Below are 14,643 nucleotides of genomic sequence, written 5' to 3'. Positions count from 1 at the left end.
GACAGCTGGTTGCTCTCCTAGTTGTTAATGAAGTAGTGGCAACCAGCATGTTTTCTATCTTCTTTACTCTACTACAGACGGAATAATACAATCCTTAATCAGAGGCCACCGGTCACGAGGCTGAAGTGTGAATTCTGAGGCGATAGCTACGACAAGTTTTTTTTCTGGAATGCAGCAAATGACATTACCACCATCCCCTAACGCTGAGTAAGTGTAAGTCCCATCTTCTTCGCGTAGCCACCACAAATAACCGTAATGATTAGGGTTCATCGCTGTTGATTCTTCAATCCATGTCTCCGAAATAATCTGATTATTCTCCCATTTTCCACGGTTCGAATATAATAAACCAAAACGCGCCATATCACGTGAAGACAACGTAAGTCCCCATCCTCCTGTGGTGATATGATTGGGGTCTTTCACCCATCCCTTCACATTTACCCCAAATAAATCATCAAACCCAAATGATTTCATCTCATAATCCGGGATTTCCGTCATGCCGATAGGGCTGAATAATCGCTCGTTAGCAAACTCACGGGCACTTTTTCCTGTGGAACGAGTGATGACAGCTGACAGTAAGTGCGCCCCTGAGGTGGAATATTTAAAATCACCGATATTCCCTTGGTGGCCAAGGATATCAAGTGTGTATTTGACCCAGTCGGACGATTTACAGAGTTGCTCCAGTGGCTCGTGCCAGTCTTCAAAAGCATAGGGAGCTGTCATGGTGAGCAAATGGCGTATAGTGATTTCTCGTTTTTGTAGATTGGCAGCAGCATCGTCGGGAACATAGTCGGGGAAAAAATCCAGCACCTCCTGATCAACATGCTTGATAAAGCCGGCATCAATGGCAATACCAATGAGGGCGGATAAGATGCTTTTCGTTACAGAAGCCACATGATGCAGATCATTCGGACCATAGCCATTGAAGTATTGTTCATAGGCAATATATCCATTTCTCACCACTACAATTCCGTTTATATTACTATAGTCGGTTTTAATCTTAGCTTCTAGTTGTGAAAGTTGTTCACCATCCATTCCTAAGGTAGCCGGATCTGAAGTTTGCCAGTCTTTTGTAGGCCAGTAGTTTCTGTGCATATCGATAACTCCTTTAATCAAATTTTGGTGTGAATATGAGTGTGGCTACGATCTTTTCTTAACTGGAAAATACACCTCAGTAACAAGATCCTCAGGATCAGAAGTTTGCGTGGGGTCTGTTATATATTTTTCATAGGGTGAGTTCGCCATTTCATAACCTTCATTTTCTATCCATTCTGTGAGCTTCGCATAAACCGATGTTAATTCTGAATAAGCGCCCTTATAAACAGACTTCGCACACAGCCCTTCACGTAATTCCCTCGTTCCATTTACGATCTCCTCAATAGGTAGGGCAAACTCTGTATCATTCCCGGCAGGATTATATTCCTCACTGTGATAAATTGTTATTGGCGTGCCCAGCAAGGTCAGCTTTTCAGTGGCAATAGTTTCATACAGTTTGCTAAAATACTTACCATATCCAAACGCATAATCATCACTGCTCAACATTTGACGTGTATATAGGATATTCATTGGTTTGGTTTCAACAAGTTGCACTTCTATCTTATTTAGGTAGGACATCATCGATATTCCTTTTTCTAAATTTAGAACATCACTATTAATTTGCTTTAATGTATATTCGTAAGTTCGTAGTTTCTCTTGTAGTTTTCTTTTTTTGAGATTTAGGGCTGTACTAAGCTTCTCTTCAAAATGATCCTGCTCCCATTCCAGAATATCTTTGATTTCTTCAAGTGAGAAATGATAAGATTTCAAACGATTGATAAAGAGCATTTTTGTTAGTTGTTTGATGGAATAATACCTATAACCGTTCTCGGGATTAATCTCATCGGGATGAATTAATCCAATTTCATCATAATACCGCAGCGTTTTGGTTGACACTTCGCATATCTTCGAGAATTCTCCTATGGACAGCAACAATCTCATCTCCATTTCTTCGATAATTAATGATATATAAACTTTGAATTTCGGTGGTTTGTTCAATTCCACTATGCACCTTTCCCTAAGGGTAAAGTCAATAGTCAGACTTCTTATCTGAAAATAGGTTTACGGTTGTGTCTTTACAAATCGGCTTAGATCATCTAAATATTGATCTTCCACCAATTGTCGTGGAAAGAAAACAGCGGTTAAATAAGTCCTTAAGGGGGATGCGGCATTCTTCTTTGACAGCATAGAGTGGTCAGCGTTGGGAAAATAAGAGACGGAGAGCAAGTTGGCAGGTATTTTTTCACGGTAAATACGTTCGGTTTCCTCAATATCTACATTGATATCTTGACCGCCGAGTACTAAATGGACAGGAGCATTGAAGTAACTAAGTTCTTCGGTGGCATCAGACTGATAGTTTTTGGCGATAAATCCCCAGCGTTCCTTAGAAATCAAGTTCTCGGAATGTGCAATACGCAAGTAATCCTCGTAAGATGCTCGTTCGTTAAGTAATTGTAATACTTGAGCATTATAATGTTCTTTGGCTTGGATCTCATTTTCCGAGAAGCCTTCTTGTTTCATTTCTAATCTTGTATTGTATTTACCTTGAGAAATCCAGTTCACCGCAGGCGATACAAGAATACTGAACGCGAGATCAGGAACTTCTTTTACAATCTTGGGAATCACCCAACCGGCCTGACTTGCTCCCCACAAGCCAATAGACTTCTTATCAATCATTGGTAAGTTCTTCGCCCAGTTAATCGCAGATATCGTTTCCTGAGCACGATCTTCCATGCTTTGCTCCATCCAGTTACCAGAGGAACCACCAATACCAGGCTTGTTAAGAGACAAAGAAGCATATCCGGCAGATGCGAATTTCTCCCATAAAGGTTTATATCCGTCATCGTATGTGTCATTTATGGGACCATCACCATGAACAAAAACTATTAGCCCTACGTTTCCAGAATAGTGCTGGGGTAGAATTAAAGTTCCTGTTAGTTTACCCTGAGGGGTTTCGATTTCTATCTTTTGCTCATTCATTGCATATGAATGCTGATTTAATACGAATAAGACTGAAGCTGCCATTAAGCCAATGATCAAGCATGCGGTTAATTTAATATTTTTTTTCATTTATTGAGCTCCTAGGATGTAGTGGTAAACGCCTCGTCATGTAATGCCAATTAGCCTCTTTAAAAAGAAGGTGTCTAATCCCGCTATAGTTTGATTGATCGATAGCAAAGTCCATCTGTTGGTACATATGAATAGCTCGTTTATTATTTTTAGCAACATGTAGCGTTAATTTGTCCACTTCGGAGTGACTGTTTACAAAATCTATTGCCCAACTAAGCAACTGCTTACCGATTCCTTTATTACAGTGGCTAGATCGAACGGCCAAATGATCGACATAACATTCTTTTGCGCGAGGCTGATAATTCAAAAAATGTAACCCAACCATTAACTTACATACATTTAGATATCCAAATTGCTTAAATAATTGTGAAAAGGAACTATGGTGAGGTGATATAAATTTACTTCTGTCTGAGGCTTGGTTGTCCTTCCACTTAATGCTGAGCGTACCGACAACCTCTCCATTTTCTTTAGCTACGATTTGTTGTGATGATGCGGACGGTTGATCATGCTCCCAGAGCCCAAAAAGTAGTTCAGCAATATCATCGTCCTCTAATGAGATGAGGGAGTGGAATTTACCGTGGAACGCATCCACTAAAAGACTGCACACTGCTCTATGATCTTGTTCTTGGTAGTGAGCGATTGTTATCTTGTTCGGACTTATCATGCTACACCGTCAGGGTCATGCTTGATATTAATTTGGATTTCATAATGAAGCTTGTCATTGTTGAATAGGGATAGATATGATTTTTCCAAAAGGATCAATGGTCCCTGAATTGTATAGTGATGTTGTGTTATATAGTGTTCCAGTTGAGCAATCTCAAGTTCAATATCATGATCATCCGTCACGAAAAATGCTTTATATAAGTAGCTGCCTTTTTCTAGGATGATGTCCGGTAAGTGAGTGCTTTCAAAACATAAGGTTACTTGTTCAGTACCGTATAAATAATGTAGATCTGTTTCAAATAAATGAGTTGGTTGCGGCTTTTTTTCATACAGACTTCGAGCGGTGAGTGACTCATCTTGCTCTATTTCCATCCATTTTTTTAAATGACGAGTATCCAATTGTTTAATGTGATATTTGTCTTCTAGAATGTCGGAGTGCTCGTATTCCTTAAGTATCTTTTGTAAAAACTGCTGCAACAACATTAGCTGGTTTATTTCAGAGTTTATTTTACTTAGAGACTGCTCCAAAAGTTGATGGTAGTCATTTTTGGTGAAGTTATTCATGCTTTTGTTAATCGTACTGACAGGCACGTTCAATTTGCGGAGTAATAGGATCTGGGCCAACTGATAAATCTCATTAATTCCGTACATCCGGTATTGATTGCTATCGGTATAGGCTGGAAATAAAATCTCTTTCTCTTCAAAATATCGGATTTGATGAACGGATACATTCATAAGTTTTGAAAGTTCACCAATCGTAATGTAATGATTCAATGGAGGTGCTCCTATCTATATTGGTATTTGTTGATTTAACTATAAACCTTAGGTCTGACCTAAGGTCAAGCGTGGATCTCAGTTTCGTGTAATCGCTAATCACCATTTAATTTGTCGAAACATGAAGGAAAACAGAAAATTTTATAGAATTATCTATCGTTATCTATCGTTATCTATCCTATATAATCCAAGTGTTGCACGATGCCCCAAGCGTTTGCGCAGCTTAACATCACCATAGAAAAGGGGCCTACGATGCTCAAAAGGACGTTACTTATTTATTTAATTGCTTTCATCTCGTTAGCAACAATCCCACTATCCATTTTTATAGATAATGATCAACATGAGAATTATCTGCAAGTTCAGAAGGGGAGCATGGATCTTTCAACTTGGGATTATGGGCAACAAAAGATCATCAAGTTAGATGGTGAGTGGGAATTTTATTGGAACCAGCTGCTAATGCCTGAGCATTTTATAGAATCAAGCACAGACAAACCTGCTCCTACAGCATTAATGGAGGTCCCCTCACGATGGAATGGCAAAGTGGTTGATGGACAACCTTTACCTGCATTCGGTTCTGCTACTTATCGGATGGTGCTGAAAAACTTACCTATAAACGGTGTATTCGCATTGAAAAAAACGAATATCCGCTTTTCGAGTGCGATTTATGTGAATGGGCATTTACTCATTAAGGATGGAAACCCCACTATGAGTACTGCCGATTACCAGTCGGGGAATATTCCGCAGATTGGGCTTTTTTCGTCTGAAAAAGGTGATGTAGAGATCATCATTCAAGTTTCTAACTATGAATATGTAAATGCAGGTATTCCCGTATCTCTTACTTTTGGCGAGGAAGCCGCTATGCTGGAGAACCAGCAGAAGAGTACGGCTCGTGAATTTAGTACAGTTGCAATATTGGGAACATTATCACTTATTTTTGTCATCTGCTTTGTGGCGGCTGCTTTATACCGTAAGAAGGATTACTCCTTACTTGTATTTGCTATTATTTGTTTACTGCTTGCGATCTATCATGGCTTGATTGGAGAACGTTCGCTGTTACTATTTTTCCCAAACCTTTCGTTCATTGTGTTATACAAAGTGAAGGATATTAGCTCCATATCGTGTTTTATTGTTCTGGCTATATTTTTCTACCAAATGCACAAAAGCATAATCTCTTTAAAACTTACGCAAGTCGTAACGATTATACTAGGCAGCTTTATAATATTGGTAGCAATCCTGCCTATTCGTACTTACACGCTTTTCTCTACCTATGTGATCATTGTATATGAATTGATGTTAATTTGGATGTTGTTTAGAGTGGCTATCTTGTACATCAGAAGCCCTGAAGTAAATCGGATCAAATCGTTGCTGCTGTTCTTGGCGATTCTTGCTATCAATCTGTACTCGATAGACATCATTCTGTTTGCTCTTTCGATGAAAGAAAATCTTTGGCTAGGACAGTTTTACATTGTAGCCTTTAATATCATTATGATCGTTCTGATTGTTCTCCGTTTTTTCGAGGCTTATCATACGATAGATGAAATGAAAAACCAACTGATCGGTCTGGACAAAATTAAGGACGAGTTTCTCTCCAATACCTCTCATGAGCTGAAGACACCACTGAATGCCATAGTCAACATTACTGCTACACTACTTAATGGGGTTGAAGGTCCAGTTACCGAAAGGCAAGCGCAGAATCTAGCGATCGTAATGGGAAGTGGAAGAAGATTAACTTATATGGTAAACGAATTACTCGATTATTCCAAAATGAAGCATGGAGATATCACCTTATATAAAAGCACCCTAGATCTGAAAGCTGTTGTAGATTCTGTTATCGGTATACATTCGTTTCTGCTCGGAGAAAAGTCGATTTTTCTCGTAAACAATGTTGCTTCAGAGTTTCCACCTGTACATGCAGATGGCAACCGTTTGATTCAGATTTTGCACAACTTGGTAGATAATGCGATTAAATTCACGGAGCAGGGTGAAATAAATATTAGTGCCAGATTTACTCATGAATGGGTTGAGGTTCGTGTGGCAGACTCGGGAATCGGAATTGCACCGGATATGCAGAAACGTATTTTTATGGCCTTTGAGCAAGTGGACGAAGCTGAAATTCACAGTCATGGTGGGACAGGTCTCGGACTAAGCATTACCAAGAAGCTGGTTGAGTTACATGGCGGGAACATTAGAGTGGACTCTGTTACTGGTACAGGATCGGTCTTTATATTTACTCTTCCACGATGGGATCGAACATCTAATCAAGTCACGGGTCCAATCGTGGATAAGACTCTTCCTTATAGAGAAGTTTTCTTTCCGCGCCAGGAGTATCCTATATATATCAAAGGTAAAATCAATGAGCCGATTTTGGTCGTGGACGATGATTTTGCCAACCTGCAATCTATGATCAACTTGTTCAAGCTTGAGGGATATTCCATTGTTGTTGTGAACCGCGGGCAGCTGGCACTTGATGAGTTATCGAAGAATTCAGACTTCTTTCTCGTTGTACTGGACATTACAATGCCGGATATTTCTGGCTATGAGGTTCTGCAAAAGATTAGAGAGAGATTCACACCCTTTGAGCTGCCTGTGTTAATGCTAACGGCGAAGAATAGAGTTAGCGATATGAAAATGTCCATGGATAATGGGGCAAATGATTATGTGGGGAAGCCATTTGAAGCGGAAGAATTAATGGCGCGTGTGAAAAGTCTGACCCGATTGAGAGCTTCTGTGAAGAAAGCTAAAGATGCCGAAATTGCCTTTTTACGTTCTCAGATCAAACCGCATTTCTTGTACAATGCCCTGAATTCAATTGCTGCATTATGTGTGGAAGAACCTGAGCAGGCGGAAGAATTAACGCTGGAGCTGTCACAGTATTTGAGAAGCAGCTTTGACTTCAAACAGTTGGATTCGTTAACTACCTTGGAGGGTGAGCTAGAGCTAGTTAAAGCCTATATTAATATTGAAAAAGTGCGCTTTGGTGCTAGATTACAAGTGGAATATGATATAACCGCAAATACGGATAGCCGGATTCCCCCACTTATCCTACAACCATTAGTAGAAAATGCTATAAGACATGGACTGATGTCCAATTTAAGGGGAGGAAAGGTAACTATATCTGTGAAAGAGTCGGATCCTTCTGTAGTCAGCTTTGTTGTAGAAGATAATGGACGCGGAATGAGTGAGCACAAGCTGGAGGAAATCATGAAATCAGATGTAGATAAAAGAGGCGTAGGGCTTTGGAATATTAGTCAACGCATCAAACTTCTCTATGGAAAGAACATTCGTATTCAAAGTGTTGAAGGAAAAGGCACACGGGTTTCTTTTGATATCCCCAAACAACACATGAAGCGGATAGGAGGTTGAAGTATGCTGCGGGCCATTATCGTGGATGATGAAGAATTATCAGTAAAGCGCTTAAAAAGGATATTATCTCAGAGTGGAGAGATTGAAGTATACGATACTTTTCTGGATCCGACGGAAGCCTATGAATTTGTGAAGGGGAATTCGATTGATGTAGCTTTTTTGGACATTTCTATGCCTGACACAAATGGAATGAAGCTTTCCACCCTTTTGCATGAACTAGATGAATCGATTAATGTGGTTTTTGTTACAGGGTATGACGAATACGCACTGCAAGCCTTCGAACTGAGTGCTGTGGATTATTTGCTGAAGCCTGTAACTGCACAGCGTTTAACTAAAACTTTGGATAAGATCAAAAAAATGAATAGAGGTGTGACGGTTCAGCCCGTCATAGAAGTTCTCTTATTTAATGGACTAAAGATATACCGCCGTACGCAAGACAGAGAGCCCATCAAGCTAAGGAGCCCAAAAACCGAAGAATTGTTTGTCTTTTTGATTAGTAAAGGGACGGTTAGCCGAGATGAAATTATCGATACCTTATGGAGCGGGCTGGAGCCTGATAAAGCGTTGAAGAATCTGAACTCAACCCTATACTATATTCGAAAAGCAATCGGAACTAGCTTTATTAAAGCCAGCAGAACCGAAATTAGTATAGAGGAACGCAGTATTTATTGTGATTTGTATGAGTTTAAGCGACAGCTGAAGCAAATTAGGCAGGTCTCGAAAAAAGATTCTGAATGGTTCAATCAAGTAGAAACATTATATACGGGGTCCTTTCTCAAAGGTAAAGCATACGATTGGGCTAGTGGGAAGACACGCCGACTTGAACAGGATTTTATTGGACTGCTGGAACTAGCTGCTAGATTTCATATGGAGCAGAACGAGCGTCAACAATCGCTGCACTACTTTGAGAGAATCTTGAAATTGGATCCCTTGAGAGAAGATATCCATCAGGAAATCATTCATTTGTATATTGAACTAGGGCGTATGAATGAAGCTTATCGGCGATATGGGCAATTGGAAGAGACCCTTCAACAGGAGCTTGGAACTTCACCTGATCCTAAGCTCAAAGCTCTGATTAAGAAGATGATGAACTAGTATAAAGAAAAAGCGAACCGACGAATCGATTAGAATTCGAAGGTTCTTTTTTTGTTTATTTTTCGTTTATCATAATTTTGTATAATACTCTCGATTATTGTCGAAATGATGACATGATTTAAGCTAGAGGGGGAAAAAGAGTTTGAAGCCATCATTTATGAAAATAGGCATTAGTATTTCGTTAGCCACTGGAGTTGTGGTGCAAGGTGTGGGGCCGATCCACACTCAAATAGTGAGTGCAAAATCGGATTTTGGTTGGATCGTGAATAGCCCAGCTGTGATACCGTCCATCAATGAAGACGATTCTTCCAACGCAGGCGTTGTTGTGTCTAGTCTTTTGTCGGGTAAGGTAACTGACCCAGCTTCAACAGGAATTGCTGTGGTGTCATTTGATAATACCAATGGGGCCTGGCAATATTACAACACGCAAGCAAATATTTGGTATAATATCGAGCCAGTGTCTGACACTAAAGCTTTTCTGCTGCTGAAATCGGAGAAAATTCGTTTTGTCCCCGCTAAAGACTGGAACGGAACAGCTTCCATTGACTTTAAGCTATGGGACACAACAGCAGTCGGCTATCAAAATTATCAAAAAAATGCGAATACCACTGTTTCTGCAGCATTCAACCCAGATCTAGGTACTGCTACAATTACTGTAAATCCAGTGAACGATGCACCTTATCTGACAGAACTGAATGGTGGGGACTATCTTAGTTTTGACGGCAATGGGGATTATGTGACGTTCCCAGATCAACTGTTATACAAGAATTCTTTTACAATTGAAGGTAATTTAAAAGTCAATGGTTTTAATACCTGGATGAGATTCTTCGAATCTTCGATCGCAGAGCAGAACCACAATATTTTTGTGGGCTTTAACGGCAAAAAAATGCATTTCATCGCTTACACCAATAAAGGAGATATTAATGTCACAGACGATTTCCCGATATCCAAGTGGGTACATGTCTCGATTGTTTACGATCACAGTCAGAAGAAGGGGCGTATTTATTGGGATGGTGTTCTTAAGGCAGAAGGGGCTATGGATTTAAGTACAGTTGGAAATATGGCACGTCCGAACAACTGGCTTGGTAAAAGCACCTGGAGACAGGACGGAGATTACAGCGGTGGGATGAGAGACGTAAGGTTTTGGAGTAAAGCTAAAACCCAGAGCGAAATTGTTCGCGAAATGAACGTCGATTTGAATGGATCAGAGCCTAATCTGGCTTTAAACTATAAATTTTCGAATAGCAATGATGGTATTATCGCTGTCAATACACCGGCTGGTTCAGCTAAGAACGGTTCAATCACTGGTGCAAGCTGGAAGCAGGACACAGGCTTTATGGGAAGTACTACAACGGAAAAAAATAAATCTGTATCACGCTCCTTTAAGGTCATTGATGTGGATGGGGATGACCTAAATGTATCAGCTACATCTTCTAATACTTCCCTAATTCCGAATAATGGACTGAAAGTAAGTGGAAGTGGGGATGTGCGGACGTTAGAAATAACACCAGCGAAGAATGCCTACGGAAACAGTGTGATTACTGTTACTGTAAATGATGGCACTATAAGTAGTTTATACACCTTCAATGTGCAGGTAAACGATGTGGGAGATGTCCTCGTAACTGGAGTGACTTTGAATAAAACATCACTTAGTTTAACAGAGGGAGGAGAAGGAGATACACTAAATGCTGTAATAGAACCTGCTAATGCCACGAACAAAACCGTGATCTGGAGCTCCAGTGATGCAACTGTGGCGACAGTTGTAAATGGAGTGGTCACCCCAGTTGGCGTTGGAACGGCAACGATAACAGCAACAACAACAGACGGAAGTTATACTGCGACATCCACCGTAACTGTGAGTGCTCCAATTGTGAACGTAACCGGAGTGAAGCTTGATCAGGAGACGCTCGACTTAACTGCTGGTGAAGCAGATGCCTTACTAAAGGCGACAATAGAACCTGCAAATGCGACAGATACAGATGTGATCTGGAGCTCCAGCGATGAAACTGTTGCAACAGTCGTGGATGGAGTGGTTACACCAGTTGGTGAGGGAATAGCAATTATTACTGTAACGACTAAGGATGGAAGTTTTAAGGCTTCAACAACTGTGAATGTGGCAGCACCTAAGCCACCAATTGTTATAGTAACCGGAGTAACCTTAGACCAGCCAACACTTGATTTAACAGTTAGAGAAGGTGATAAAACGCTACAAGCGACAGTCGCACCTGCCGATGCAACCAATAAGGGGGTAATCTGGAGCTCCAGTGATGAAACAGTAGCTAAGGTTGTTTACGGAGTAGTAACCCCGGTTGGTGTTGGAACAGCCACCATTACGGTTACGACTAAAGATGGAAGTTTTACTGCTTCAACAACAGTACATGTAAGTGAACCAATTCCACCAGTTGTGAATGTAACTGGGGTGAGGCTAGATCAGGAGACGCTCGATTTAACAGCTGGTGAAACTGTGGGAATACTAAGAGCGACAATAGAGCCTGCAAATGCAACAGATCCAGACCTGATCTGGAGCTCCAGCGATGAGACTGTAGCCAAGGTTGTGAATGGAGAAGTAACTCCAGTTGGTGAGGGAACAGCCATCATTACGGTTACAACGAAAGATGGAAGTTATAAAGCTTCAACAACCGTTACTGTGAAGGCTCCTGCTAAGCCAATTACAGCACCGGGTATTCCAACATCCGTAACTGCAACTGCAGAAAATGGTCAAGTGATCATCACCTTTACGCCACCAACCAACGATGGAGGAAGCGAAATCACAGGTTATCTTGTAACGGCTAATCCGGGAGAATTAACGGTTTCTGGAACTGGAAGTCCGCTTACTATCAGTGGCTTAATGAATGGTACTAGCTACACCTTTACGGTACAGGCCATCAATAAGGCTGGCTTTAGCGAATCATCTGCAGAATCCAATACAGTCATCCCGAGCGCTCCATCCAGTGTTGATGTTCCTTCTCAACCAACTCCATCAGCAACGCCGGCACCTGTGGCAAATGATGCTTCCATTTTAATCAATGGTAAAGCGGAAACCGTGGGAACTGCAACGAATGGTAAACGGAATGATCAATCGCTAACCACCATTGCTTTAGACCAGAAGAAGCTGGAAGACAAGCTCGCCGCTGAAGGTAAAGGTGCTGTGGTTTCTATCACTGCCACTAGTAAATCTGATGTTATCGTTGGCGAACTAAACGGACAGATGGTTAAAAATATGCAGGGTAATCAAGCCGTACTTGAAATCAAAACTGGTAATGCGACTATTACTTTGCCTGCAGGGCAGATTAACTTGGACGCCCTATCCAAGCAGGTGGGACAGTCTGTGGCTTTACAGGATATTAAGATACAGATTGAAGTTAGTAAACCAACAGCCGATGCTGTAAGTGCTTTAGAGGCTGCTGCACAAAAAGGATCATTTTCATTAATCTCTGCGCCAGTAACTTTTACGGTTAGAGGGATTTACGGAGATAAGAGCATTGAACTTTCACAATTCAATACGTATGTGAAGCGTACCATTGCTATTCCTGAGGGGATGGACCCGAACAAGATTACAACTGGAGTATATGTTGATGCTGATGGAACAGTTCATCATGTACCCACTAAAGTAGTTGTAATTGGCGGCGAGTATTTTGCTACCATCAACAGTCTTAGTGGCGGTACTTACTCTGTAATCTGGCATCCGCTTGAATTTAGCGATGTTGCTAACCATTGGGCAAAAGACGCAGTGAATGATATGGGCTCCCGTTTAGTCGTCGAAGGAACAGGTAATAGTCAATTTTCTCCTGATCAAGCCATTACCCGTGCAGAGTTTGCAGCGATTGTCGTTCGCGGTCTTGGACTTGAATTGGATCAAGCGGCAACACCATTTTCGGATGTTAAAACTACGGATTGGTATAACAGTGCGATTAATACTGCATATGCTTATCAATTAATCAATGGTTTTGAAGATGGCATGTTCCGCCCTGATGACCAAATTACCCGTGAACAAGCGATGCTAATTATCGCCAAAGCGATGAAAATTACAGCGCTAAAGGCTAACCTTCCTAATCAATCCGCTGAAGGCTTCTTGAACCCATATACCGATGCCGGCAAAACATCTGACTGGGCGATTAGCGCAATTGCTGACTGCTTGCAGGCAGGCGTAATCATGGGACGAAGCAGCAATGTACTTGCTCCCAAGGATGATATGACCAGAGCTGAGGTTGCAGCGATCGTTAAGCGGCTTCTTCAAAAGTCTGATTTAATTTAAGAAGTGGCTCACAATATACATTAAAAAGAAAGAGTATTCATTCGATAACCTTCGAATGAATACTCTTTTCTTTTGGCTATATTAAATTCTAATGTTGATATTTGACTGTAAATCATACATTTTTTGGCTTTATATCTGGGTCATTTTTAATGGCTTTTGAAGTGCGTCCACAATGGCTGCGATGATACTTGTTGCTAAAAGACCCATTAGACATAATGATGTAGGACCCGCTGCATCATCACTAACTGTAACTTTAGCAAGCACCCTTAAGCTTACTATTCCTAACAAAATGAGGAAAATGACTGTAAAAGCACATTTCTTTATAATCTTCAAAGAGTTAAGGGATAATTCAGAGAAAGCATTGTTCTTTTCGATGTTGTTTAATAGTTTATATGCTTGATACAGCGCAACAGAAAATGCAATACAGAATCCGTAAGCACATACTAAAAAGGGAATCAGGAAGTAAGCCGTATCTGGATGTACCCTTGCATCTCTTACCGCTATCTCAGGCAACCAGATACACAAAGCAAGCACTGCAATTCCAACCAGAAAAATAATTACTTTTAAGAAAGTGGTTGAACCTCGTTTAACATTCATTTAAAACACCTCACTTATTTAATAACTTCATGATTTTAGCATTTAATTTATTGATTTACAATAAATTTGTATTGTTTTTTTATGTTTATTATTGTTTTGAAATAGTTGAAAGTATAAGTTTCAAGCTCTACATTATCCTTATATTTTTACGAGAAATGGTTATCGTCTTTAAAAAACGACAACGTCGTTTCTTCTTGTTAGCAGGAGAATGGCCTAACTATCCAGAAAAAATAAGCTAAATCATTTCTTCATCAATTGAAAAGAGGCGAAATCTAATGGAACTACGGCAAAGTATTAATGAAGTTTTTCAGTCGGCACAACATGGCGATGCTGCACGGCTAACAGAAATTTTAGAATTCCATCCGGCTCTTGCAAATACGGAAAATAACGAGGGCCTTACACCTTTGGGATATGCAGCACATTTCGGTAAAGAAGCAGCGGTGCAGGTATTGATAGACCATGGTGCTGAGGTTGATGCAGTATCCCATTCCAAGATTAATTTCATTCCTTCTAATACTGCACTTCATGCTGCAATTGCTGGGGAGCGGAATATGGGTGTTATCCAACTGCTATTGAACAAGGGTGCTCAGACACATATTTTTGATAGCAATGGGCACACTGCCTTGCATTCTGCAGCTTTTCATTCGGATAATGTGGAGCTGATACGCTTGTTAATCGAACACGAAGCAGACATCCATGCTAAAATTGAAGGTGGTGAATCAGTATTAGCTATAGCTATCCAACAAGGAAACCACAACGTAAAAGAATTTCTTATTGAAAAAGGAGCAATTTAG

Annotated in this window: 10 protein-coding genes; 4 read left to right on the top strand and 6 right to left on the bottom strand. The window is 40.6% G+C overall.

Going from position 1 to position 14,643, the window contains the following annotated elements:
* Positions 1-63: 63 nt before the first annotated feature.
* The 5 genes from MKY52_RS29840 to MKY52_RS29820 form a co-directional block, all read right to left on the bottom strand.
* Positions 64-1,092: a serine hydrolase domain-containing protein gene (locus tag MKY52_RS29840; protein WP_341055486.1), complete on the bottom strand. Its 1,029-nt coding sequence runs from the start codon at positions 1,090-1,092 to the stop codon at positions 64-66.
* Positions 1,093-1,137: 45 nt separating this feature from the next.
* Positions 1,138-1,965 (bottom strand): MerR family transcriptional regulator, encoded by an 828-nt coding sequence (locus MKY52_RS29835; RefSeq protein ID WP_341055685.1) that lies wholly within the window; start codon positions 1,963-1,965, stop codon positions 1,138-1,140.
* Positions 1,966-2,094: 129 nt separating this feature from the next.
* Positions 2,095-3,102, bottom strand: a complete 1,008-nt coding sequence (locus tag MKY52_RS29830) for an alpha/beta hydrolase family protein (protein ID WP_341055484.1) — start codon at positions 3,100-3,102, stop codon at positions 2,095-2,097.
* Complete coding sequence (locus MKY52_RS29825; protein ID WP_341055482.1) at positions 3,086-3,766, bottom strand: GNAT family N-acetyltransferase; 681 nt, start codon at positions 3,764-3,766, stop codon at positions 3,086-3,088. The genes MKY52_RS29830 and MKY52_RS29825 overlap by 17 nt, the downstream gene beginning before the upstream one ends.
* Positions 3,763-4,539, bottom strand: a complete 777-nt coding sequence (locus MKY52_RS29820; protein ID WP_341055481.1) for a helix-turn-helix domain-containing protein — start codon at positions 4,537-4,539, stop codon at positions 3,763-3,765. Before MKY52_RS29820 ends, MKY52_RS29825 begins: the two co-directional genes overlap by 4 nt.
* A gap of 252 nt (positions 4,540-4,791) precedes the next feature.
* Between MKY52_RS29820 and MKY52_RS29815 the strand changes: the two genes are divergently transcribed.
* The 3 genes from MKY52_RS29815 to MKY52_RS29805 all read left to right on the top strand — a co-directional run bounded on the left by MKY52_RS29815 (position 4,792) and on the right by MKY52_RS29805 (position 13,252).
* Positions 4,792-7,902, top strand: a complete 3,111-nt coding sequence (locus tag MKY52_RS29815) for a hybrid sensor histidine kinase/response regulator (protein ID WP_341055478.1) — start codon at positions 4,792-4,794, stop codon at positions 7,900-7,902.
* Positions 7,903-7,905: 3 nt separating this feature from the next.
* The gene (locus MKY52_RS29810) at positions 7,906-8,997 is read left to right on the top strand and encodes a response regulator (RefSeq protein WP_341055475.1); all 1,092 of its coding nucleotides are present in this window, start codon (positions 7,906-7,908) and stop codon (positions 8,995-8,997) included.
* A gap of 142 nt (positions 8,998-9,139) precedes the next feature.
* Positions 9,140-13,252, top strand: coding sequence for an S-layer homology domain-containing protein (locus MKY52_RS29805; protein WP_341055473.1), 4,113 nt, complete (start codon positions 9,140-9,142; stop codon positions 13,250-13,252).
* Positions 13,253-13,381: 129 nt separating this feature from the next.
* On the opposite strand, the gene MKY52_RS29800 is transcribed toward MKY52_RS29805, so the two are convergent.
* The gene (locus tag MKY52_RS29800; RefSeq protein WP_341055471.1) at positions 13,382-13,849 is read right to left on the bottom strand and encodes a DUF2975 domain-containing protein; all 468 of its coding nucleotides are present in this window, start codon (positions 13,847-13,849) and stop codon (positions 13,382-13,384) included.
* Between the two features lie 275 nt (positions 13,850-14,124).
* Here MKY52_RS29800 and MKY52_RS29795 point away from each other — a divergent pair, with 275 nt between their 5' ends.
* Complete coding sequence (locus MKY52_RS29795) at positions 14,125-14,643, top strand: ankyrin repeat domain-containing protein (protein ID WP_341055468.1); 519 nt, start codon at positions 14,125-14,127, stop codon at positions 14,641-14,643.

This window comes from Paenibacillus sp. FSL P4-0184, from assembly GCF_038004625.1.
Taxonomy (GTDB): Bacteria; Bacillota; Bacilli; order Paenibacillales; family Paenibacillaceae; genus Paenibacillus_AQ.
The sequence above is the reverse complement of the archived record's forward strand: the minus strand, read 5'-3'. Positions and strand labels throughout refer to the sequence as shown.

Coding starts and splice junctions, on each gene's coding strand:
- MKY52_RS29840 (WP_341055486.1), bottom strand. CDS start 1,092: ATGCACAGAAACTACTGGCCTACAAAAGACTGGCAAACTTCAGATCCG.
- MKY52_RS29815 (WP_341055478.1), top strand. CDS start 4,792: ATGCTCAAAAGGACGTTACTTATTTATTTAATTGCTTTCATCTCGTTA.
- MKY52_RS29800 (WP_341055471.1), bottom strand. CDS start 13,849: ATGAATGTTAAACGAGGTTCAACCACTTTCTTAAAAGTAATTATTTTT.
- MKY52_RS29810 (WP_341055475.1), top strand. CDS start 7,906: ATGCTGCGGGCCATTATCGTGGATGATGAAGAATTATCAGTAAAGCGC.
- MKY52_RS29795 (WP_341055468.1), top strand. CDS start 14,125: ATGGAACTACGGCAAAGTATTAATGAAGTTTTTCAGTCGGCACAACAT.
- MKY52_RS29830 (WP_341055484.1), bottom strand. CDS start 3,102: ATGAAAAAAAATATTAAATTAACCGCATGCTTGATCATTGGCTTAATG.
- MKY52_RS29825 (WP_341055482.1), bottom strand. CDS start 3,766: ATGATAAGTCCGAACAAGATAACAATCGCTCACTACCAAGAACAAGAT.